The organism is Citrobacter sp. CK198, assembly GCF_030333295.1.
In the GTDB taxonomy this organism is placed as follows: domain Bacteria; phylum Pseudomonadota; class Gammaproteobacteria; order Enterobacterales; family Enterobacteriaceae; genus Citrobacter_B; species Citrobacter_B koseri.
The window spans coordinates 314,993-336,674 of record NZ_JAOWGE010000031.1 but is presented as its reverse complement, the minus strand read 5'-3'; the positions used below and the strand labels follow the sequence as shown (position 1 = coordinate 336,674).

The following is a 21,682-nucleotide window of genomic DNA, read 5'->3' as shown; positions in this document are numbered from 1 at the left end:
AATGGTTTCCGTATTTTATTAGCGTTTATCTAACAGAGAGGTGATCACATCGCCGCAGAACTGGATAATGAAGACGATGATCAGGATAGTCACCGTCGCCACCAGCGTGACGTCGTTGTGGTTGCGCTGGAATCCTTCCAGATAAGCCAGGTTCCCTAAACCGCCTGCCCCAATCACTCCGGCCATCGCGCTGTAACTGACCAGCGCAATCAGCGTCACGGTGATCCCGGACACTAGTGCGGGTGATGATTCAGGCAGTAAAACCCGAAAAATAAGTGTGCTGAGACGTGCGCCCATTGAACGCGTGGCTTCAATCACGCCTCTGTCAACCTCGCGCAGTGCGATTTCAACCAGACGCGCATAAAACGGTGCCGCCCCGACAATCAACGCCGGCAGCGCAGCGTTCGCCCCGAGAATGGTGCCGACCAGCGCTTTGGTAAACGGGATCAACAAGACGATCAAAATGATGAACGGGATCGAGCGAAAAATATTCACCACCAGAGAAATGACGCTATACAGCGTGCGGTTCTGAAACAGCCCGCCGCGCGCGGTCAAAAACAGCGCCAGCCCCAGTACAATCCCCAGCACAAACGTCGCGATACCGGAAAGCGCCGTCATATAGAGCGTTTCCTGCGTTGCCGCAAAAAGTTGTTCCCATTTCAGATGGGGAAACAGATTCTCAACCATGTTGTACTACCTCACCTTCAATATCGCTCTGCCGCAAATCCGCCAGAATATTATTCAGTTGTTCTTCCGTCGCCACGACGTGCAGCCACAGTTGGCCAAACACGCCATGCGCGGTTTGCGTCATCTTGCCGTGTAAGATATTGAAAGGCAGGCCGTAACGCAGGGTAAGCTCCCCTACGATCGGCTGATGCGTACTGTGCCCGGTGAAGGTCAGCTTAATCACCGTCCCGCCCAGCTCGCTCGCCAGCTGCGGGTTAAACGCTTCCTCTTCGGCATACTGACTTACCTGGCGGACAAACTGCCGGGTAATCGGCTGTTGCGGATGAGTAAAGACGTTCAGCACATCGCCTTCCTCCACCACTCTGCCGTTTTCCATCACCGCAACGCGATCGCAGATTTTGCGCACCACATGCATCTCGTGGGTAATAAGCACAATCGTGAGCTGGAAGCGGCGATTAATATCGAGCAGCAGATCCAGAATCTGATCGGTGGTTTGCGGGTCCAGCGCGGAAGTCGCCTCGTCGCAGAGCAGCACATCTGGGTTATTTGCCAGCGCACGGGCAATCCCCACACGTTGCTTTTGCCCGCCGCTCAGCTGGGATGGGTAAGCATTCTCACGCCCGGTTAATCCCACCAGGTCGATCAGCTCCGCCACCCGCGCCTTGATTTTTGCTTTTGGCGCGCCCGCGATTTGCATAGAAAAAGCGATGTTTTCGCTGACGGTACGCGACCACAGCAAATTGAAGTGCTGAAACACCATGCTGATTTTCAGCCGCGCCTGGCGCAGGGACTCTCCTGTCGCCGCTGAAATATCATGACCATTGATGGTCACGCTGCCCACGGTCGGTTTTTCCAGACCGTTCAGCAAACGAATCAACGTACTCTTTCCGGCGCCGCTGTAGCCAATAATCCCGTAAATTTGTCCCTGTTCAACCGTCAGATTAACGTTATCCACTGCGGTAATAGACAGCTTGCCGGGCGTAAAAACTTTCGAAATATTTTTCAGGACGATCATATCGTTATCGTATCCGCTGCTGCTTATGGTTATCCTGCCAGTGCTTTTAGCTGTTTAGCAGTATGGATGTCCAAACGAGTGTAATCAGGGTATTTCTGCTTTTAAATGACCAAAAAGGAATTTGATATATCCACAAGGAATAAGAGAGGCGCAGCGCGGGAAAATGGCTTTAGTACAATTTCGGCAACCTTTATGCGGGGAGCGGCATTATCCTTAACGTGAGCAGCGTAAACTGTTGAATTAATCGACAAAAACAGGGTCATTCGGCCATCAACACCGCCAGACGACCGCACGGCTAAACGTCCTGCCATCCAAATAGCGTTTTATATTCCATTCTGTTCTTATTCACAGACAAACATTCTTTAGGCGTGCATTTTGGCAACTCTATTATTTCGTCATGTTATTCACTGACGGATATTCACCATGACAACGTTTCACTCCGTAACGGAACTGATTGGCAATACGCCGCTGCTTCAGTTGCATAAGCTGAATAGCGGCGTAAGCGAACTCTTTTTGAAACTGGAGAACCAGAATCCGGGCGGTTCGATTAAAGATCGCGTCGCACTTTCTATGATCAATGAAGCGGAAAGACAGGGGCTGCTAAAGCCCGGCGGCACGATTATTGAAGCGACGGCGGGCAACACCGGGCTGGGTCTGGCGCTGATCGCCGCGCAAAAAGGTTATGCCCTGACGCTGGTCGTGCCGGACAAAATGAGCCGTGAGAAGATCTTCCATTTGCGCGCGCTTGGCGCACAGGTGGTATTAACCCGCTCAGACGTCAACAAAGGTCATCCGGCCTATTATCAGGATTACGCACGCCGTCTGGCGCAGGAGACGCCCGGCGCCTTTTATATTGATCAGTTCAACAACGCCGCGAACCCGCTGGCGCATGCTTCCACCACCGCCCCCGAATTGTTTGCCCAGATGGATGGCCGCATTGACGCCATCGTGGTCGGCGTCGGTTCCGGCGGCACGCTGGGCGGTTTACAGGCATGGTTTCGCGAACACTCCCCGCACACGGAGTTCGTGCTGGCCGACCCCGCCGGTTCAATCCTTGCCGATCAGGTCGAGACAGGCACATTCGGCACCGCCGGTTCCTGGCTGGTTGAAGGGATTGGCGAGGACTTTATTCCGCTGCTCGCCCACATCGAATCCGTTTCACAGGCCTTTCGCATCAGCGATAAAGACGCCTTCGCCACGGCGCGCGAGTTGCTCAGAACCGAAGGCATCCTTGCCGGTTCATCGACCGGTACGCTGCTCGCCGCCGCCCTGCGCTACTGTCAGGCGCAGACGCAGCCAAAGCGCGTGGCGACCTTCGCCTGCGATAGCGGCAATAAGTATCTCTCGAAAATGTTTAACGATGACTGGATGCGCCAGCAAGGGCTCATCACCCGGCCACAGGCTGGCGATCTGAGCGACTTCATCGCCTTACGTCATGACGAAGGGGCAACCGTGACCGCCGCGCCGGACGATACGCTGGCGACCGTGCTGGCGCGTATGCGCCTGTACGATATTTCGCAGTTGCCGGTTCTTCAGGAGGATCAGCTTATCGGCATCATCGACGAATGGGATCTGATTACGCATATTCAGGGCGATAACCCGCGTTTTTCCCTCCCGGTAAAAGAAGCGATGACGCGCGAGGTAGTCCGGCTTGATAAACGTGAACCGGAAAGCGCGCTGAAACCTATTTTTGATCGCGGCCAGGTGGCTGTGATTGTCGACAACGACCAGTTCCTCGGTCTGGTCACCCGTAGCGATGTGCTCACCCACTGGCGCAACCGCCTGGATAAATAAGGAACTCTCATGAAATCGTATTCCACACTTAGCGTCCATAGCGGAACCTTTTCTGACGCGCACGGCGCCGTTATGCCGCCGATTTATGCGACATCGACGTTTGCGCAACCCGCGCCGGGTCAGCATACCGGATATGAATATTCACGCAGCGGCAACCCAACGCGCCATGCGCTGGAAACCGCCATTGCCGAGCTGGAAGGCGGTACGCAAGGTTATGCCTTCGCGTCCGGTCTGGCGGGCATCGCTACCGTGCTTGAACTTCTCGATAAAGACAGCCATCTGGTGGCGATTGACGATGTCTATGGCGGCACCTATCGACTGATTGAAAATGTGCGCCGTCGCAGCGCCGGACTACAGGTTAGCTGGGTAAAACCTGACGATCTGACCGGTATTGAAGCCGCGATTCGTCCTGATACCCGCATGATCTGGGTAGAAACGCCGACAAATCCGTTACTAAAACTGGCCGATCTGGCGGCCATTGCCGATATCGCGCGTCGCCACCAGCTTATCAGCGTGGCCGATAACACCTTCGCTTCGCCGTTGATCCATCGTCCTCTTGATCTGGGGTTCGATATCGTGGTGCATTCCGCGACGAAATACCTGAACGGCCATTCAGACGTCGTCGCCGGACTGGCGGTCGTCGGGGACAACCCGGCGCTCGCACAACAGCTGGGTTATCTGCAAAACGCCGTCGGCGGCGTACTGGACCCATTTAGCAGTTTTCTGACATTACGCGGTATTCGCACGCTGGCCTTGCGAATTGAGCGGCACAGCGGCAATGCGCTGACGCTGGCGCAATGGCTGGAAAAACATCCGGCGGTAGAACACGTCTGGTATCCGGGGCTGGCGTCGCATCCTCAGCATGCCCTTGCGCGCCAGCAAATGTCACAGTTCGGCGGGATGATCTCCATCGTCATAAAAGGCGATGACCAGCGCGCCACTGACGTTATCACGCGGCTGAAATTATTTACCCTGGCGGAAAGCCTGGGCGGTGTTGAAAGCCTCGTCAGCCAGCCGTTTACCATGACTCACGCCTCTATTCCGCTTGAGCAGCGTCTGGCGAATGGCATCACCCCGCAATTGATTCGCCTGTCAGTGGGCATTGAAGATGTTCAGGATTTGCAGGACGATTTAGCTCAGGCGCTCGCCGGGTAGTTGCGCAACGCCGCCCTTTCCCGGGCGGCACAACGCAAGGATCATAATTAACGCTTTAATAACAATTTGTTGTGAATCTGCACAGATGTTTTTTGAAACGCTGTTTTCATTTTCCTTTTGTGTAAATTTCAGCGTATAATGCGCGCCAATTGTCTCTTGAATGGTTTCAGCGCATTGGACTGCAAAACTCAACGACTAAAAAACACGCCATCCCGTTGGGCTGAAACACGAGCACACATTCCTCTGCACGCTCTTTCGATGTCACCTATCCTTAGAGCGAGGCAACACCACTTTCGCAACACAGGTTTAGCTTCAAGGCCGTGCGCCCCTGAAGCCAGATTTCCATATCCTTCTCAACTTAAAGACTAAGACTGTCATGAAAAAGACGAAAATTGTTTGCACCATCGGTCCGAAAACCGAATCTGAAGAGATGTTAACCAAAATGCTGGACGCAGGCATGAACGTTATGCGTCTGAACTTCTCTCACGGTGACTATGCAGAACACGGTCAGCGCATCAAGAATTTGCGCAACGTAATGAGCAAAACCGGTAAAAAAGCCGCAATCCTGCTCGATACCAAAGGCCCGGAAATCCGTACCATTAAGCTGGAAGGTGGTAATGACGTCTCCCTGAAAGCGGGCCAGACCTTCACTTTCACAACGGACAAATCCGTTATCGGCAACAGCGAAATGGTTGCCGTCACTTACGAAGGTTTCACTTCTGACCTGTCCGTAGGCAACACCGTACTGGTTGACGATGGTCTGATCGGCATGGAAGTCACCGCGATCGAAGGTAACAAGGTTATCTGTAAAGTGCTGAACAACGGCGACCTGGGCGAAAACAAAGGCGTTAACCTGCCGGGCGTTTCCATCGCGCTGCCAGCACTGGCTGAAAAAGACAAACAGGATCTGATCTTCGGCTGCGAACAAGGCGTTGACTTTGTTGCCGCGTCCTTTATCCGTAAGCGTTCTGACGTTGTTGAAATTCGTGAGCACCTGAAAGCGCACGGCGGCGAGAACATCCAGATCATCTCCAAGATCGAAAACCAGGAAGGCCTGAACAACTTCGATGAGATCCTCGAAGCGTCTGACGGCATCATGGTTGCTCGTGGCGACATGGGCGTTGAGATCCCGGTTGAAGAAGTTATCTTCGCGCAGAAGATGATCATCGAAAAATGTATCCGCGCACGTAAAGTCGTTATCACCGCGACCCAGATGCTGGATTCCATGATCAAGAACCCGCGTCCGACCCGCGCAGAAGCTGGCGACGTGGCGAACGCCATCCTCGACGGCACCGACGCAGTGATGCTGTCCGGCGAATCCGCAAAAGGAAAATACCCGCTGGAAGCCGTCACCATCATGGCAACCATCTGCGAGCGTACTGACCGCGTGATGACCAGCCGTCTGGACTTCAACAACGACAGCCGTAAACTGCGCATCACCGAAGCGGTGTGCCGCGGCGCGGTTGAAACTGCCGAAAAACTGGAAGCGCCGGTCATTGTCGTTGCGACTCAGGGCGGTAAATCTGCTCGCGCAGTGCGTAAATACTTCCCGGACGCTACCATCCTGGCGCTGACCACCAACGAAGTGACCGCGCGTCAGCTGGTGCTGAGCAAAGGCATTGTGCCGCAGCTGGTGAAAGAAATTAACTCTACTGACGACTTCTACCGTCTGGGTAAAGAAGTCGCTCTACAGAGCGGTCTGGGCCAGAAAGGCGACGTTGTGGTCATGGTTTCCGGCGCGCTGGTACCGAGCGGCACGACCAACACCGCATCTGTTCACGTCCTGTAATAATTCCTGTGTGAATTAATTTTCTGAATAAAAAGCGCCCTCGCGGCGCTTTTTTTATTTAATCGATAGCCACTCTTAATAAAAAATCAAATCGGATTTCACTATCTAATCGCAGATTATCTAAGACGAATCCGATGGAAGGATTCTGTTTTCACTCGGTTTTTTAGCCATTTTAGCTCAATTCGATGCTTCTTTGAGCGAACGATCAAAAATAAGTGCATTCCCGTCAAAAAAATATTCTCAACCTAAAAAAGTTTGTGTAATACTTGTAACGCTACATGGAGATTAACTCAATCTAGAGGGTATTAATAATGAATCGTACTAAACTGGTACTGGGCGCGGTAATCCTGGGTTCTACTCTGCTGGCTGGTTGCTCCAGCAACGCTAAAATCGATCAGCTGTCTTCTGACGTTCAGACTCTGAACGCTAAAGTTGACCAGCTGAGCAACGACGTGAACGCAATGCGTTCCGACGTTCAGGCTGCTAAAGACGACGCAGCTCGCGCTAACCAGCGTCTGGACAACCAGGCTACTAAATACCGTAAGTAATAGTACCTGTGTAATAAAAATGGCGCACATTGTGCGCCATTTTTTTTGCCTGTGTTTTCCCTTCCCTGCTACTGCGTTGCCTGGTTTTCAGCGCCGCTTCCGGGTTGGCTGTTTTGCGCGGACTCCACCACTGAGCGGCCAGAAGCTATCGGCGCCTGCCCTGATGTAACGGCAACCGGATATCCCGCCCGGCGATACAGCGCGTTTTCCACCAGACGCTCATCCACCTCCTGAGTCGCCTTAAACTGCGTAAAGCCTGCTGGCAGCACATACGGCATCGTCTGTACGTTTTGCTCCTCTTCAGGCGACAGCGGGCGATGTACTTCAACGTAACGCATTCCATTTGGTTCCACGGCGAATTTCACCGGTTCGTTAATCACCCGTACCGGCGTTCCCGTTCTGACCTGCGCAAACAGAGCTTTAATGTCTGGCGCGTTCATCCGAATACAGCCGGAACTGACGCGTAACCCGACGCTGTCCGGGGCATTGGTGCCGTGAATGAGATACTCACCGTTGCCGTATGCCAGGCGCAGGGCGAAGCGTCCTAACGGGTTATTTGGCCCGGCGGGCACCACCGGCGGCAGCGTAATGCCGCGTTCAAGCGAGCGTTTGCGGATACCTGCCGTCGGCGTCCAGGTCGGATTCGGGATTTTTTGCCCGACGCGCGTCGCCATTACCGGCGTTTCCAGCCCCTCTAAACCAATACCGATGGGGTAAACCTGAACACTATTTTCACCCGGCGGGAAATAATAGAGTCGTAACTCCGCCAGGTTCACAATAATGCCTTCACGCGGCGCATCGGGTAATAACAGTTGAGATGGAATGATAATCGGCGTCCCCGGTTTAGGGACCGGCGCGATGGTATTATTTGCCTCCAGGATCAGCATTGCGGCAGTATCAAAACGCCGGGCAATCGCCTGTAAGTTTTTATCCCCCGCTTGCACGGTATAGGTTTGATTCTGCCCGACAAGGCGACTGTTTGCTGGCGGCAAGGGGTAATCCACTGCCCAGGCCGTCTGAAATGCGCTGTAAGCGCCGAAAAGTGTAACTGCAATGAGAGACGCACGTTTCATATCCACCCCCCTGGCGTTTTGCCGGATGGCGGTTAAATGCCTTATCCGGCCTACGAGTCACGTAGAGCTGTACGCCATCTGGCGTTCTACGTCTTTTCAGTTTAGCTAAGAGTTGCGGCTCTGGCGCGGATCGCGCGAATCATAGCTTCCAGTCCTTGTGAACGGGAGGGCGTGAGATGTTGCGTCAGCGCCATTCTTTCAAACCACGGCCGCACATCAAAATTCACAATATCCTGTGGCGTCATCTGATGATACAAAATGAAGACGATGGCAATTAACCCTTTTACTATTGCTGCATCGCTGTCGCCCTGCAATTCAATAACGCCGTCAGCGTTCTGACGCATAACAATCCATACCTGACTCTGACATCCCTGAATACTATTTTCCGGGCAACGATCCTGCTCATTTAATTCCGCCAGACGCTGCCCCAGTTCAATAATGTACAGATACTTTTCTTCCCAATTGGCGCAACGCTGAAAATTACGCAGCAATCTTTCTTTATCTGGTAGCGCAGCCATAGCGTCTCCCTGTTATCCCAGTAAGCGATGAATACGTTTTAGCCCGGTTGCCAGACGATCCACTTCTTCATGGGTGTTATACATTGCTATCGACGCCCGACACATGGCGGGAACGTTGTAATACGTCATCAGCGGCATTGCGCAGTGATGGCCGGTTCGTACGGCGATACCGTAATTGTCGAGGAAGCTGCCCACGTCATAGGCGTGGTGTTTGCCCAGATTAAAGGCGATGACCCCCAGCCGGTTAGCCGGGCCATATAGCGTCAACTCCGGCACGTCCGCCAGTTGTTCCAGCGCATAGTGCATCAGGTTTTGTTCATATTCGCTGATTTCCGCCAGCCCTAACGCGCAAACGTATTCAATGGCGGCGCCAAGGCCAATAATTCCGCCCGTGTTCGGCGTCCCCGCCTCAAAACGCCAGGGCGCTTTGGTCCAGGTCGTCCCTTCCGTCAGACTAACGGTCGCAATCATCGAACCGCCGCCTTCCCACGGCGGCATATCCTGAAGCAGTTCCTCCCGGACATACAGCACGCCGATACCGGTGGGGCCATACAGCTTATGCCCGGAGAAAACGTAAAAATCACAATCCAGCGCCTGAACATCCACCGCATGGTGCATTACCGCCTGCGCGCCATCAACCAGCACTTTCGCGCCATACTGATGCGCCAGCGCGATCATTTCAGGAAGCGGGTTTTCCGTTCCCAGCACGTTCGACACATGCGCGATAGCCAGCAGTCGGGTACGCTCATCAAACAGCGACGGGAGCGTATCCAGCTGCAACGTGCCGTCCGTATTGAGCGGAATGACGCGCAGTTCCGCCCCTGTACGCGCGCACAGCATCTGCCAGGGGACGATATTGGCGTGGTGCTCCATCTCGCTGATGATGATGTTATCGCCAGCCCGAACATTCTCCGGCCCCCAGCTGTTGGCAACAAGGTTGATGCCCTCTGTCGTCCCGCGCACGAACACCAGTTCTTCCGCTGAACGGGCGTTAATGAACAGCGATGCCTGTTTACGCACATTTTCCATCTTCTCGGTGGCCTGCGCGCTCAGCGTATGGATGCCCCGGTGCACCGCCGCATAGCCATGACGGTAAAACTCCGCCTCAGCGTCAATCACCTGGTTGGGCTTTTGCGCACTGGCCGCGCTATCCAGATACGCCAACGGCAGCCCGTTGACTTCACGCGTCAGGACGGGAAAATCAGCCCGCACTTTTTCGATGGGAAATGTCATGCTATGCCTCCCGGCAGGCGAAGCCCTATTCGCGCCAGCACCTGTTGTTTAAGCGCGTCATCGCCGAGGGCTTCCGTCAACTCAGCGGCAAACGCGTAGAGAATCATCTGTCTGGCATCCTGCTCTCCAATCCCGCGTGAACGCAGGTAGAACATCTGCTCGTCATCAATCCGTCCTACCGTCGCCCCGTGGCTGCATTTCACGTCATCGGCGTAAATCTCCAGCTGCGGTTTGGTGTCCACCTCGGCAAGTTTACCGAGCAGCAGATTGTTATTGGTCATTTGTCCGTCGGTTTTAATGGCGTGCTGCGCCACGTTGATCAAGCCATTGAATACCGCCCGACCTTTATCGCTGACAATGGTTTTATGCAACTGACGGCTGTTGCAGTAACCCTTGTTGTGCTCCAGCCACGTACGGGTATCACACACTTCGTTTTTCACCGGCATCGCCAGGCTGTTAATCCGCAACGTAGTGTTTTCACCGTTTAACTGGGTGCTGGTGTTATGTCGCAGCACGGCATCGCCCAACAGGAAACTGTGGCTGTGCGCGCTTGCATCCGCCGCCAGCAGAATATCGTTATGGGCAAAGTGGTGGCTCACCGGGTTTTCAAACGCCAGTTTGATGTGGTGCAGATGCGCATTCGCCGCCACGTTCATGGTCAGACGCGCTCCGGTAAAGTGCCGTGCCGCGTTAAGGCTGACATAGTGTTCTATCACCGTCGCCTCTGCCCCTTCCGCCAGTTCCAGGTGGTGGCGGTAGTGCGCAGTGTTGACCTCATCGCCTTCCAGCCCCTGCGTGATGTGCATCAGCAGCAACGGCTTAGAGGGCCGCTGGTTGCGCTTAACGCTGATGTGCGTCACGCTCTGCGCCAGGCTTTCCGTCAGATGCAGGAAAACCTCCGGCTGAACCGGTGTGGCCAGCGTCTGACGTTCGTCGTTGATCGCAATGTCGAAACCGCTGGCTGTAGCGCTGTCGCTAAGCTGCGGGCTGAACTGGCCGTCAACAAACACCAGACGCACAGCGTCGATATCCAGCGCCAGCGCGTCGCGCTGTTCCTGAGTAACCTCGGCAAAACGGCTGACAAACTGGCTACTGACCAACCCTTCCAGCGGCGTGTATTTCCAGTTTTCATGCTTACGCGTCGGCAGCCCCAGGCGCAGCATCTGTTGTAAATGCTGCTGCGCGTGCGCCGAGCGGGATTCGCCCTGCGCCTCAAACAGATGGTGCCATTGTTGCAGCGCGTTACTGCTGTTCGGTAAGCCAGCCATATCCTTGCTCCTCCAGTTGTTTGACCAGAGTGAAATCGCCGGACTTCACAATCCGCCCCTGATACAGGACGTGGACGTAATCAGGTTTGATGTAGTCCAGAATGCGCTGATAGTGCGTCACGATAATGAATGAACGTTTACCGTCACGCAGCGAGTTGACGCCTTCCGCGACAATTTTCAGCGCATCAATATCCAGCCCGGAGTCAGACTCATCAAGAATGCACAGTTCCGGCTCCAGCACCGCCATTTGTAGAATATCGTTACGTTTCTTCTCACCGCCGGAGAAGCCCACGTTCACCGAACGGGTCAGCAAATCTTCCGGCATCTTCAAAAGCGCGATTTTCTCTTCCATCAGATCCTGAAAATCAAAACGATCCAGCGACTCCTGACCACGATAGCTGCGCACGGCATTCAGCGCTGTTTGCAGGAAAAACTGGTTGCTGACGCCAGGAATTTCTACCGGATACTGGAACGCCATAAAGATGCCTTCGCCCGCCCGATCCTCTGGCGACAGTTCCAGTAAATCTTTGCCTTTAAATTCGACAGAGCCGCCAACCACTTCATAATCTTCACGGCCCGCCAGCGTCGCGGAAAGCGTACTCTTCCCGGAACCGTTCGGCCCCATAATGGCATGCACTTCTCCGGGTCTGACGTCGAGGTCCAGACCGCGCAGAATCGCTTTATCTTCCACACTGACCTGTAAATCTTTAATGCTTAACATGTGCTTTCCTTAATACTTAACCGACGCTGTGTTCAAGGCTGATTGCCAGCAATTTTTGCGCTTCAACGGCAAATTCCAGCGGCAGTTCAGAGAAGACGTCTTTACAGAAGCCATTAACAATCATCGAGATGGCATCCTCTTCGCTGATGCCGCGTTGCAGGCAGTAAAAGAGCTGATCTTCACCGATCCGCGACGTCGTCGCCTCGTGCTCAAGCTGGGCGCTGTTATTACGACACTCGACATACGGGAAGGTGTGCGCGCCGCAGTCCGCGCCAATCAGCATTGAGTCGCACTGGGTAAAGTTACGGGCGTTGGTTGCCGTCGGCATGATCTTCACCAGCCCGCGATAGCTGTTCTGGCTATTCCCGGCGGAGATCCCTTTTGAAATAATGGTCGATTTGGTGTTCTTACCGATGTGGATCATTTTGGTGCCGGTGTCGGCCTGCTGATGACCGCTGGTCAGCGCCACAGAGTAAAACTCACCGATGGAGTTATCGCCGCGCAGAATGCAGCTCGGGTATTTCCAGGTGATGGCCGACCCCGTTTCGGACTGCGTCCACGACATCTTGCTGTTTTCACCTTCGCACAGCGCGCGCTTGGTGACGAAGTTCAGTATCCCGCCGGTGTTGTTATCGCCGGGGAACCAGTTTTGCACGGTGGAATATTTTACTTCGGCATCTTTGTGGATGATCACCTCTACCACCGCCGCGTGCAGCTGGTAGCTGTCGCGCACTGGCGCAGAACACCCTTCGATGTAGCTGACGTAGCTGCCCTCATCCGCCACCAGAATGGTGCGTTCGAACTGCCCTGTTTTTTCCGCGTTGATTCGGAAATAGGTTGACAGCTCCATCGGGCAACGAACGCCTTTCGGCACATAAATGAAGGTGCCGTCAGACGCTACCGCAGCGTTCAGCGCAGCAAAAAAGTTGTCATTACCCGGCACCACGGTGCCCAGATATTTCTTCACCAGCTCAGGGTGATCGTGAATCGCCTCGCCAAACGAACAGAAGATGATGCCCTGTTCCGCCAGCTTTTCCCGGTAGGTAGTGGCAACGGAAACGGAGTCGAAAATGGCATCCACCGCCACCTCTTTACCCTCACGTACCGGTACGCCAAGCTGTTCGAAGGCGTCTTCCACCTCTTTGCTGAGAAACGCATTCGCACCGGTTTGCTGTACTGCACCCGGTTCTGACGCGCACGTCTCATCGCAGTTACCGCACGATGGCGCAGAGTAATAACTGTAATCCTGATAATTCAGCTTATCGTAGTGCGCTTTCAACCAGTGCGGCTCTTCCATCTCAAGCCAGGCTTTGTACGCATTAAGGCGAAACTCCAGCATCCACTCCGGCTCATTTCTCTTGGCGGAAATCGCACGCACGACCTCTTCGCTGATGCCTTTTGCCAGCTCGTCAGTCTGTAACTGGGTGAAGAAGCCTTCTTTATAATTCAGTGGACCACCGGTCCAGGTTTTGACATCGTCAGTTGCTTCAGTATTACGAGACATAGTACCGCCTATACCCCGAAGCTTTCGCCACAGCCGCATTCGTTCTGGGCTTTCGGGTTATGAAATTTAAATAACTGGTTTAATCCTTCGCGCACATAATCGACCTCTGTCCCGTCAATAAACGGCATGGCCTGAAGCGGCACGTACAACCTCGCGCCCTCCGTTTCAAACAACAGATCGTCCTTTTCCGGCTCGCTGACGGTATCCAGCACGTAACCAAATCCCGCGCACCCCGTCTGCTTCACGCCTAAACGCACGCCAAGCATGCCGGGTTGCTTCGCAACCAGGTCACGAATATGCGCCGCCGCCTCAGGCGTTAGCGTCAGGCCACGCCATGCAAAATCGTCTGGATTAAATGTTCCTGAATGCAATTCCATAGGTCCACCTCGTGTAATGAGCCACCAGGGCATAACACCATGTTAGTGATAATGATTATCACTTCAACCCTCTGACAGAAGGGTCATTCGGGTTAACCGCCCTTTTTGACCACTTTTACTAAGCATAGACCCTGTTTCGAGGGTTATCAGTGATGGATTATTTTATTCAATACATTGATAGATAAAGCATTTAAGAAGAGTAAACAGCGCGGCAGGTTAAAAAATTAAATATGTATCGAAAATGCCTATTTTTGAGATAGGGTTATCAATAAAAATGGGGGTCAAAAGCGGACGATGACGGTGCTAAACAATAGCTCAAACAGCCGTCGGATTAGCAAATCCACTAAAGTGAAAAAGAAAGAACGGAAAGAACGGAGTAATTAACAACGAACGATCGGTATTGTATGAATAACACCGATCGTTCGTTGCCCCACCCGGCGCTTATCTCCGGCACTCATTTCAGGCTTAGCTCTTGAAGGGGTGTAAGAATATTCTCATAAGTTTGCATCGCGTATTTAACAGATCTTGCTTTCTGCACAATTTTTATACGCCTTATGCTGCGTCAGGAACAGGCTTCACCGTCGCGCATCGCGCCCTGCACCGCCTCAAGGAACAGGCGTAGCGCGGCGGGCTGATGCTCACGGGAAAGGTATAACCCGTATACGGCCAATTGCCGCGGTTGTAGATGGGGCAACAAGCGAACCAGTTTCTCCTGCGCCAGCCCCTCTCGCACCTCTTTTTCCGGCACCAGCGCAATCCCCATCCCTGCCAGCGCCGCTTCACACAAAAGCGAAGAGATTCCGGCGCTCAGGTTGCCCTTGATCGCAACGGAGAGCGGTTCTCCCTGCTCATCCAGAAAATGCCAGGATTTTCCAGCAAATCCGCTGTAATAGAGGCAATTGTGTTGCGCCAGCGCCTCCGGCGTCTGCGGTGTGCCATAGCGATGCAGATAGCCAGGAGACGCGCAGAGCACAGACTCACAGTCACCAAGCCGACGCGCAATTGTCCCTGGCTCAGGGTTATCGGTAATGCGTATCGCCACATCAATACGCTCCCCCACTAAACTGACAGGCTGATTATTAATCTCCACTTCAATGCGCAATTCAGGATAACGCGCTAAAAAAGCGGGCAGCATCGGGGCAAGAATATGCATCGCGGTGAAATGGGCGCAGGCGACGCGCAACGTGCCGGACGGCACCTCTCGCCCGGTCGCCCCCGCAATATCCAGGGAAAGCCGCGCCAGCGTTCGCGTTTTCATCAACGCGTCTTCTCCGGCAGGCGTGATCGTCAGGCGGCGCGACGAACGATGAATAAGTCTGGCTCCGGCCCATTTCTCCATTTCATCCAGATAACGGCTCACCATCGGCCTGGAGATCCCTAATGCGCGCGCAGCCGCGCTCAGGCTACCCAAATCGCAGATATGGTTAAACACCGTTGCCGCCATCACTCTGTCCATAACCTTCCATCCGATCGTTTTATGAAACTCAGCATGTCCTGATAGGGGAATTTTAACAGATCGAGATTTGCTTAAAATAAGCCACGTAAATAAATCAACATTATCTGCCGATAAGGTCACTCAGAATGAAAATCAAAACGCTGGCACTTCTGCTGTCGCTGACTAGCGCGCCATTGTTCGCCGCCCCGCTGCAACTCGACGTCTATAATCCGCAGGAAAACGCGATTTTCCCGGTCTCTTCCACGCTGGTCTCTGGCCCTAAAGAAGCCATTTTATTCGACGCGCAGTTCAGTACCAAAGACGGGGAAAAGCTGGTCGAAATGATTAAAAAGAGCGGCAAGTCGCTGAAAGCCATCGTGATTACCTCCGGCGATCCAGATTTCTATTTTGGTCTGGAACCGATTGTAAAAGCCTTCCCGAACGTGAAAGTTCTGGCGACGCCGCATGTGGTGGAACACATTCGCGCAACGAAAGACGCCAAACTGCAATACTGGGGCCCGCAAATGAAAGATGGCGCGCCAGCGGCGCTCACCATCCCGCAGGCAACCACCGAGACACAATTTACGATTGATGGGGAAACGCTGGAACTGCGCCACCCGAACGATTACGCTGCTTACGTCTGGGTCCCGGCTAACCGCGCAATACTTGGCGGAACGGGAATCGCATCCGGTATCCATGTCTGGACGGCGGATACCCAGTCTCCTGAGCAGCGTGCGGCCTGGCGTCATGTGTTGACAGAGATGCACAGTTTGCAGCCGACCCAGGTGATTCCGGGTCACTATATCGGTGAACGTCCCGCAGGCGATGCCGCTATACGCTTCACGCAGGATTATCTGCAATCCTTTGAGCAAGCGCTTGAGGCGAAAAAAGGGTCAGAGTATGTCATCAAAACGATGACCGCCGCCTGGCCTGGCCTCGCTGACGAAAGTTCCCTGACGCTGAGCGCGAAAGTGAATACCGGTGAAATGAAGTGGTAAACCGCCGCTCATAGCCCAAAAAAATAACCCCGGCAGAGCGTGTCGGGGTTTTCTGTTGGTGTTAATTCACCGAGCGATAAAACAGTGCGGAATCAATGAACGCCCAGACGCCAGGCAAAGTAAATCTCTTCTTTTAGCTCAGAGGAAGAGAGCGTGAGTAAATCGGCAAATTCCAGCTCTAATTGTTTTAAGCGCTTCAAATACTGGGCTGGAGAAAGCTCTGTTTTATCACGGCGTAAAAATTCAATTGCCAGTTGGGTTGGGTCTAAATCGGTAGACATATCATCCTCGCTTATGTTCAAAACGTGCACAGTATAACACTTTTTTCTGCACACATTTTGACCAAAAGCAGTCTGCGATAAAGATATTTTGTGACAACGTCACACAACAGCAGTTGTCAGACGTGAAGAACAGCACAGCCGTCCCTGCTCATCAAAAATATCGATCTGCCAGACCTGATGACGAGAGCCGGTATGCAGCGCTTTGCACACCCCTCTGACGCGCCCTTCGCGCGCTGAGCGAACGTGGTTGGCATTCACCTCCAGCCCCACGACTTTCTGTTCGCCCTGCGTGCACAGATAGCCCGCAACCGAGCCGATACTTTCAGCCAGCACAACGGACGCGCCGCCGTGTAGCAGACCAAAAGGTTGCTTTGTACGGCTATCCACCGGCATCGTTGCTTCCAGCGTATCGTCGCTAATATGCTCAAAGCGAATATCCAGTAGCCCCACCATGTTCCCTTCGCCCAGAGCGTTCAGCGCTTCGAGCGTGACTTTACGTTTCCAGATCATCCAATAATCTCCAGTAGTGCCTGTAATGGATGGCGAACCCCGGTGCCTTCAACGCGTTTTACCTGGCTGCGGCAAGAGTAACCGGTCGCCAGGCAGCGATTGCGCGGCAGTCGCGCCATCGCCTGTTGCCACGACAGCGCATAGATCCCCAGCGAATTTTCATGATTTTTCACTTCATGGCCGTAAGTACCCGCCATGCCGCAGCAGCCTACGCTGACGCTCTCCAGCTTCGCCCCTAAGCGCGCAAAAATGGCCGCCCACTGCGCCGGTGCGCCAGGCAATGCCGTCACTTCGGTACAATGCCCAAAGAAATACCAGGGCTCACCGCTCACGGCAAGAGGCTGTCGGGACGCCAGCACCGTCGGCAGCCACTCATTCACCATCTGTACGTGGAAATCACCACGCTGTTCGCCGAGGGTTTGTTTGTATTCATCACGATAGCAAAGCACCAGCGCCGGGTCGACACCGACCATCGGGATACGCAACTGCGCCACCCGATTGAGAAATTCGGCCGTTTTCTTCGCCGTCTTCGCAAATCGGTTAAGGAACCCTTTGATGTGCTGGGCCTTGCCATTTGGCGAGAACGGCAGCAATACAGGTTGAATACCGAGCTTTTCCACCAGCCGGATAAAATCCGCCACCACCTGCGCATCGTAGTAACTGGTAAACGGGTCCTGCACCACCAGCACCGTACGCTCTTTTTGCTCCTGGCTCAGGAGTTCAAGCTGTTCCAGCGTCATATTGGCGGAACGGTGCCCGACCATTTGCTGTTGCAGCGACGGCGTCGAAAGTAGCGGCAAATCCACCATGCCGATATGTTTCTTCGCGAGGTTTCGCACCAACGGCTGATTGAGAAAGAAGTTAAAGGTTTTCGGCGCCCGCGCCATTAATGGTGCATAGCTTTCGACCGTCGCCACCATATGATCGCGCAGCGGACGCAGGTAGCGCGTGTGGTAAAGCGCCAGGAAGCGTGAGCGGAACTCCGGCACGTCTATTTTAATCGGACATTGTGTCGAGCAGGCTTTGCACGCCAGGCAACCCGACATCGCCTCCTTCACCTCATGGGAGAAATCATATTCGCCTTTACGAGCGTGCCAGCTGTTGCGGGTACGGGCAATTAACGTCCGCAGACTGGCGCGTTTTTCCGGCAGATCTTTTTCCAGCTGTAGCGGATCAACCCCACGGTCGGCCAGCAGGCGCAACCATTCACGCACCAGCGTCGCACGCCCTTTGGGAGAGTGAATGCGATTCAGGCTGATTTTCATTGACGGGCACATCGGACTTTTGGCGTCAAAGTTGAAGCACAGGCCATTGCCGTTACACTCCATCGCCCCGCGCCAGACCTGACGCACCGCCAGTGGAATCTGCCGATCGTAGGTACCGCGTTTCACCGCATCGACCTTCATCATCGGCGCATCAATGCCTTCCGGCGGACAAATTTTTCCGGGGTTCAGGCGGTTTTGCGGGTCGAACGCCGCCTTCACTTTGCGTAGTTCGCCATAAAGCTGCTCGCCAAAAAACGCCGGGCTATATTCAGCGCGAAAACCTTTACCGTGCTCGCCCCACAGCAGACCGCCATATTTCGCGGTGAGCGCCACCACATCATCGGAAAGACTCTTCATCAGAATTTCCTGTTGCGGATCGCACATATCCAGCGCGGGTCTGACGTGCAGCACCCCGGCATCAACATGCCCGAACATGCCATAACTTAAGCCATGACCGTCGAGCAGCGCGCGGAATTCAGCAATATAGTCGGCCAGATGTTCCGGCGGCACACAGGTATCTTCCGCAAACGGAATCGGTTTGGCCGCGCCTTTGGCATTACCCAACAGACCAACCGCTTTTTTCCGCATGGCATAGATACGCTCCACGCCCGCCAGCTCCGCGCACAGCTGCCAGCCGATCACTCCGGCTTCCTGGCGAGCAATCAGCTCATCCAGACGCTGGCACAAGGCGCTCACCTGAGCATCAATAGCCGCTTCGTCATCCCCGGCGAACTCGACGATGTTCAGGCCCAGCATCTCTTTATCAGGCACATCAGTAATCAGCTCACTGACGGAATGCCAGACGATGTCCTCCCTCGCCAGATTAAGCACTTTAGAATCGACGGTTTCCACCGAGAGCGCCCGCGCCTCGACCATAAAGGGCGCGTTACGCAACGCGGAATCAAAAGAGTCATATTTGACGTTCACCAGACGGCGAACTTTAGGCAGTGGAGTAATATCCAGACGCGCTTCCGTGATAAACGCCAGCGTGCCTTCAGAACCGGTCAGCACGCGCGTTAAGTCAAACTCCGTCATATCATCGTTAAAGACATGGCGTAAGTCGTAGCCCGTTAAGAAGCGGTTGAGTCTGGGAAACTTATCAATAATCAGCTGTCGGTTTTCCCGACAACGCTGGTATACGGTGTTATAGATGCGACCGATCGCGGTGTTGCTTTTACCGAGCGTTTCCGCAAGTTCGACCGGCATTGCCTGGGTATCCAGAATATCGCCCCCCAGCAATACCGCGCGAACGCCCAGCACATGATCGGATGTCTTACCGTAAACTAACGACCCCTGACCGGACGCATCGGTATTGATCATGCCCCCGAGGGTCGCACGGTTGCTGGTCGAAAGCTCCGGGGCAAAGAAGTAGCCATACGGCTTCAGATACTGATTGAGTTGATCTTTGATCACCCCGGCTTCGACCCGCACCCAGCCCTCTTCCGGGTTAATTTCAATAATGCGGCTCATATAGCGGGACATATCAACGATAATGCCCTGGTTCAGCGCCTGACCATTGGTGCCGGTGCCACCGCCGCGCGGGGTAAAAATCAATGAGGCGAAGCGCGACTCTGCCGCCAGACGGGCGATAAGCGCCACATCCGCCGTTGAACGCGGGAAAACCACAGCATCAGGAAGAAGCTGATAGATACTGTTATCTGTCGACATTGTCAGACGATCGGCGTAATTCGTTGCCGTATCGCCGGTAAACCCTTGCTGCTCCAGCGCCTGCAAAAAATTGAGCACCAGCTGAACGACGCCAGGTGCCTGAGAAATCTGTGGAATCATTATAGTGACCCTTTCCTGCGGTCTGTATTGTGAATTTAATCGTTTGCGTGTTGCTCTGTTTGTTGTATCACATTTTTTTCTTACACGCCCAGCAGAATTACAGGCAGAATCCGCCTGTTAAAAACCGCTGAAATTGCTCATCATTATGGGGTAAGGTTCGCGTGTTCGCGTCGCGTCAACGTTCTGACGCACAGAAAAGGTGAAAAGGTATTTATGGTAAATCTTCGTCAGCCCAGGGATATCGCGCAAGTGCTGCTGTCGGTGCTGTTTTTAGCCATCATGATCGTGGCCTGCTTGTGGATTGTGCGTCCCTTTGTCCTTGGTTTTGCATGGGCGGGAACGATCGTTATTGCGACCTGGCCCGTTTTGTTACGTTTACAGAAAATACTCTGGGGCCGCCGTTCTCTGGCCGTTCTGGTTATGACGCTGTTGTTGGTTCTGCTGTTCATTATTCCCATCGCCCTGCTGGTCAACAGCATCGTGGACGGTAGCGGCCCGCTCATCCACGCCGTCACCGCCGGCGACATGACATTGCCCGACCTGGCCTGGTTAAACAGTATTCCGCTGATTGGCGCCAAATTGTATGCCGGGTGGCATAACCTGCTGGATATGGGCGGCACGGCGATCATGGCGAAAGTGCGTCCTTATATTGGCACCACCACGACCTGGTTTGTGGGTCAGGCCGCGCATATCGGTCGCTTTATGATGCACTGTGGTCTGATGCTGCTGTTCAGCGCCCTGCTGTACTGGCGCGGCGAACAGGTGGCATTGGGCATCCGCCACTTTGCCAGTCGTCTGGCCGCGAAACGCGGCGATGCCGCCGTGCTGCTGGCGGCTCAGGCCATCCGCGCCGTTGCATTGGGTGTGGTTGTCACCGCGCTGGTTCAGGCAATTCTCGGCGGGATTGGCCTCGCCATTTCCGGCGTGCCTTACGCAACGCTGCTGACGGTCGTCATGATCCTCTCCTGCCTGGTGCAACTGGGGCCGTTACCGGTGTTAATCCCGGCAATCATTTGGCTGTACTGGACGGGCGATACGACCTGGGGCACGGTGCTGCTGGTGTGGAGCTGCGTGGTCGGTACGCTGGATAACGTGATTCGCCCGGTATTGATTCGTATGGGCGCTGACCTGCCGCTGATCCTGATTCTCTCTGGCGTTATCGGCGGGCTGATTGCCTTTGGAATGATCGGTCTGTTTATCGGTCCGGTATTGCTGGCGGTTTCCTGGCGTCTGTTCTCCGCATGGGTGCATGAAGTGCCCGCGCCGGGAAACGCCCCTGACGAACTCCTTGAAGAACTGGGGGAGATTGAGGACAGCCATAAATAAACCCCATCGGCCGATCGACGCGTTCGGTCGGCCGATACTTTAGCATTGCTCATCAATTAGCATCCTGACCAACCTGCCTTATGGCGTAATCCTCCTTACGTAATTCATTTACGTCGCAAATTCTTCATAGTTTTTAAACTATTGGGACGAATCTGATCGACGCAAAAAATCTCCACGCCTACTATTAGGGCACGGTTATAAATCAACGCCTTGATTTATAAGCATGGAAATCCCCTGAGTGAAACAACGAATTGCTGTGTGTAGTCTTTGCCCATCTCCCACGATGGGCCTTTTTTTAAGTGCCTGCCCTCACACACCTTTTCTCCACCGCCAACAATTCTGATATGCCCACGCATAACGTCGGGTGTGATAGCGCGTATCGCAAAAAAAACGGCTC

Annotated in this window: 20 protein-coding genes and 1 other RNA gene; 8 read left to right on the top strand and 13 right to left on the bottom strand. The window is 54.0% G+C overall.

Annotation, left to right across the window (positions count from 1 at the left end; all coding sequences use genetic code 11):
* Positions 1–18: 18 nt before the first annotated feature.
* Together OGY62_RS14010 and OGY62_RS14005 are read right to left on the bottom strand one after the other, a co-directional pair.
* A complete protein-coding gene (locus OGY62_RS14010; RefSeq protein WP_012132573.1) occupies positions 19–687 on the bottom strand; it encodes a methionine ABC transporter permease in 669 nt (222 codons plus the stop codon).
* Positions 680–1,702, bottom strand: coding sequence for a methionine ABC transporter ATP-binding protein (locus OGY62_RS14005; protein ID WP_047457318.1), 1,023 nt, complete (start codon positions 1,700–1,702; stop codon positions 680–682). The genes OGY62_RS14010 and OGY62_RS14005 overlap by 8 nt, the downstream gene beginning before the upstream one ends.
* 423 nt (positions 1,703–2,125) lie before the next feature.
* Between OGY62_RS14005 and OGY62_RS14000 the strand changes: the two genes are divergently transcribed.
* The 5 genes from OGY62_RS14000 to lpp all read left to right on the top strand — a co-directional run bounded on the left by OGY62_RS14000 (position 2,126) and on the right by lpp (position 6,988).
* Positions 2,126–3,496 (top strand): pyridoxal-phosphate dependent enzyme, encoded by a 1,371-nt coding sequence (locus OGY62_RS14000; RefSeq protein WP_286460113.1) that lies wholly within the window; start codon positions 2,126–2,128, stop codon positions 3,494–3,496.
* A gap of 9 nt (positions 3,497–3,505) precedes the next feature.
* Complete coding sequence (locus OGY62_RS13995; protein WP_214143746.1) at positions 3,506–4,651, top strand: trans-sulfuration enzyme family protein; 1,146 nt, start codon at positions 3,506–3,508, stop codon at positions 4,649–4,651.
* Positions 4,652–4,825: 174 nt separating this feature from the next.
* On the top strand, positions 4,826–5,020 hold the full coding sequence (gene ynhH / locus OGY62_RS13990) for a protein YnhH (protein ID WP_244264181.1): 195 nt from the start codon (positions 4,826–4,828) through the stop codon (positions 5,018–5,020).
* A 7-nt stretch (positions 5,021–5,027) separates the two neighbouring features.
* Positions 5,028–6,440 (top strand): pyruvate kinase PykF, encoded by a 1,413-nt coding sequence (gene pykF / locus OGY62_RS13985; RefSeq protein WP_012132579.1) that lies wholly within the window; start codon positions 5,028–5,030, stop codon positions 6,438–6,440.
* Between the two features lie 311 nt (positions 6,441–6,751).
* The gene (gene lpp / locus OGY62_RS13980; protein WP_001082307.1) at positions 6,752–6,988 is read left to right on the top strand and encodes a murein lipoprotein Lpp; all 237 of its coding nucleotides are present in this window, start codon (positions 6,752–6,754) and stop codon (positions 6,986–6,988) included.
* Between the two features lie 68 nt (positions 6,989–7,056).
* On the opposite strand, the gene ldtE is transcribed toward lpp, so the two are convergent.
* From ldtE to OGY62_RS13940, 8 genes are all read right to left on the bottom strand, one after another.
* Positions 7,057–8,061 carry a L,D-transpeptidase LdtE gene (gene ldtE / locus OGY62_RS13975; RefSeq protein ID WP_286460110.1) on the bottom strand — a complete coding sequence of 335 codons (1,005 nt, stop codon included), beginning with the start codon at positions 8,059–8,061 and terminating at the stop codon, positions 7,057–7,059.
* A 101-nt stretch (positions 8,062–8,162) separates the two neighbouring features.
* Complete coding sequence (gene sufE / locus OGY62_RS13970; RefSeq protein WP_200097040.1) at positions 8,163–8,579, bottom strand: cysteine desulfuration protein SufE; 417 nt, start codon at positions 8,577–8,579, stop codon at positions 8,163–8,165.
* Positions 8,580–8,591: 12 nt separating this feature from the next.
* On the bottom strand, positions 8,592–9,812 hold the full coding sequence (gene sufS / locus OGY62_RS13965) for a cysteine desulfurase SufS (RefSeq protein WP_012132582.1): 1,221 nt from the start codon (positions 9,810–9,812) through the stop codon (positions 8,592–8,594).
* Positions 9,809–11,080, bottom strand: coding sequence for a Fe-S cluster assembly protein SufD (sufD, locus tag OGY62_RS13960; protein ID WP_115609351.1), 1,272 nt, complete (start codon positions 11,078–11,080; stop codon positions 9,809–9,811). The genes sufS and sufD overlap by 4 nt, the downstream gene beginning before the upstream one ends.
* Positions 11,055–11,801, bottom strand: coding sequence for a Fe-S cluster assembly ATPase SufC (gene sufC / locus OGY62_RS13955; RefSeq protein ID WP_012132584.1), 747 nt, complete (start codon positions 11,799–11,801; stop codon positions 11,055–11,057). The genes sufD and sufC overlap by 26 nt, the downstream gene beginning before the upstream one ends.
* A gap of 16 nt (positions 11,802–11,817) precedes the next feature.
* On the bottom strand, positions 11,818–13,305 hold the full coding sequence (gene sufB / locus OGY62_RS13950) for a Fe-S cluster assembly protein SufB (RefSeq protein WP_012132585.1): 1,488 nt from the start codon (positions 13,303–13,305) through the stop codon (positions 11,818–11,820).
* An 8-nt stretch (positions 13,306–13,313) separates the two neighbouring features.
* Complete coding sequence (sufA, locus tag OGY62_RS13945) at positions 13,314–13,682, bottom strand: Fe-S cluster assembly scaffold SufA (protein WP_012132586.1); 369 nt, start codon at positions 13,680–13,682, stop codon at positions 13,314–13,316.
* Positions 13,683–14,244: 562 nt separating this feature from the next.
* A complete protein-coding gene (locus tag OGY62_RS13940; protein WP_286460108.1) occupies positions 14,245–15,138 on the bottom strand; it encodes a LysR family transcriptional regulator in 894 nt (297 codons plus the stop codon).
* A gap of 125 nt (positions 15,139–15,263) precedes the next feature.
* On the opposite strand from OGY62_RS13940, the gene OGY62_RS13935 reads away from it, so the two are divergent.
* Entirely contained in the window at positions 15,264–16,115 is an 852-nt protein-coding gene (locus tag OGY62_RS13935; RefSeq protein WP_012132588.1) for a Vmh family MBL fold metallo-hydrolase, read from the top strand.
* 92 nt (positions 16,116–16,207) lie between these two features.
* On the opposite strand, the gene OGY62_RS13930 is transcribed toward OGY62_RS13935, so the two are convergent.
* From OGY62_RS13930 to ydiJ, 3 genes are all read right to left on the bottom strand, one after another.
* Positions 16,208–16,396 (bottom strand): YdiH family protein, encoded by a 189-nt coding sequence (locus OGY62_RS13930; RefSeq protein ID WP_024130379.1) that lies wholly within the window; start codon positions 16,394–16,396, stop codon positions 16,208–16,210.
* Between the two features lie 99 nt (positions 16,397–16,495).
* Complete coding sequence (menI, locus tag OGY62_RS13925; RefSeq protein WP_012132590.1) at positions 16,496–16,906, bottom strand: 1,4-dihydroxy-2-naphthoyl-CoA hydrolase; 411 nt, start codon at positions 16,904–16,906, stop codon at positions 16,496–16,498.
* On the bottom strand, positions 16,903–19,959 hold the full coding sequence (gene ydiJ, locus OGY62_RS13920; RefSeq protein WP_286460107.1) for a D-2-hydroxyglutarate dehydrogenase YdiJ: 3,057 nt from the start codon (positions 19,957–19,959) through the stop codon (positions 16,903–16,905). Before ydiJ ends, menI begins: the two co-directional genes overlap by 4 nt.
* A 213-nt stretch (positions 19,960–20,172) precedes the next feature.
* On the opposite strand from ydiJ, the gene ydiK reads away from it, so the two are divergent.
* On the top strand, positions 20,173–21,285 hold the full coding sequence (gene ydiK / locus OGY62_RS13915; protein WP_130028417.1) for an AI-2E family transporter YdiK: 1,113 nt from the start codon (positions 20,173–20,175) through the stop codon (positions 21,283–21,285).
* Between the two features lie 191 nt (positions 21,286–21,476).
* Positions 21,477–21,584, top strand: an RNA gene (gene rprA, locus OGY62_RS13910) — antisense sRNA RprA.
* Positions 21,585–21,682 lie beyond the last annotated feature (98 nt).

Excerpts from the sequence above, each read along its gene's own strand:
- OGY62_RS14010 (WP_012132573.1), bottom strand. The coding sequence starts at position 687 with ATGGTTGAGAATCTGTTTCCCCATCTGAAATGGGAACAACTTTTTGCG.
- OGY62_RS14005 (WP_047457318.1), bottom strand. The coding sequence starts at position 1,702 with ATGATCGTCCTGAAAAATATTTCGAAAGTTTTTACGCCCGGCAAGCTG.
- OGY62_RS14000 (WP_286460113.1), top strand. The coding sequence starts at position 2,126 with ATGACAACGTTTCACTCCGTAACGGAACTGATTGGCAATACGCCGCTG.
- OGY62_RS13995 (WP_214143746.1), top strand. The coding sequence starts at position 3,506 with ATGAAATCGTATTCCACACTTAGCGTCCATAGCGGAACCTTTTCTGAC.
- pykF (WP_012132579.1), top strand. The coding sequence starts at position 5,028 with ATGAAAAAGACGAAAATTGTTTGCACCATCGGTCCGAAAACCGAATCT.
- lpp (WP_001082307.1), top strand. The coding sequence starts at position 6,752 with ATGAATCGTACTAAACTGGTACTGGGCGCGGTAATCCTGGGTTCTACT.
- ldtE (WP_286460110.1), bottom strand. The coding sequence starts at position 8,061 with ATGAAACGTGCGTCTCTCATTGCAGTTACACTTTTCGGCGCTTACAGC.
- sufE (WP_200097040.1), bottom strand. The coding sequence starts at position 8,579 with ATGGCTGCGCTACCAGATAAAGAAAGATTGCTGCGTAATTTTCAGCGT.
- sufS (WP_012132582.1), bottom strand. The coding sequence starts at position 9,812 with ATGACATTTCCCATCGAAAAAGTGCGGGCTGATTTTCCCGTCCTGACG.
- sufD (WP_115609351.1), bottom strand. The coding sequence starts at position 11,080 with ATGGCTGGCTTACCGAACAGCAGTAACGCGCTGCAACAATGGCACCAT.
- sufC (WP_012132584.1), bottom strand. The coding sequence starts at position 11,801 with ATGTTAAGCATTAAAGATTTACAGGTCAGTGTGGAAGATAAAGCGATT.
- sufB (WP_012132585.1), bottom strand. The coding sequence starts at position 13,305 with ATGTCTCGTAATACTGAAGCAACTGACGATGTCAAAACCTGGACCGGT.
- sufA (WP_012132586.1), bottom strand. The coding sequence starts at position 13,682 with ATGGAATTGCATTCAGGAACATTTAATCCAGACGATTTTGCATGGCGT.
- OGY62_RS13940 (WP_286460108.1), bottom strand. The coding sequence starts at position 15,138 with ATGGACAGAGTGATGGCGGCAACGGTGTTTAACCATATCTGCGATTTG.
- OGY62_RS13935 (WP_012132588.1), top strand. The coding sequence starts at position 15,264 with ATGAAAATCAAAACGCTGGCACTTCTGCTGTCGCTGACTAGCGCGCCA.
- OGY62_RS13930 (WP_024130379.1), bottom strand. The coding sequence starts at position 16,396 with ATGTCTACCGATTTAGACCCAACCCAACTGGCAATTGAATTTTTACGC.
- menI (WP_012132590.1), bottom strand. The coding sequence starts at position 16,906 with ATGATCTGGAAACGTAAAGTCACGCTCGAAGCGCTGAACGCTCTGGGC.
- ydiJ (WP_286460107.1), bottom strand. The coding sequence starts at position 19,959 with ATGATTCCACAGATTTCTCAGGCACCTGGCGTCGTTCAGCTGGTGCTC.
- ydiK (WP_130028417.1), top strand. The coding sequence starts at position 20,173 with ATGGTAAATCTTCGTCAGCCCAGGGATATCGCGCAAGTGCTGCTGTCG.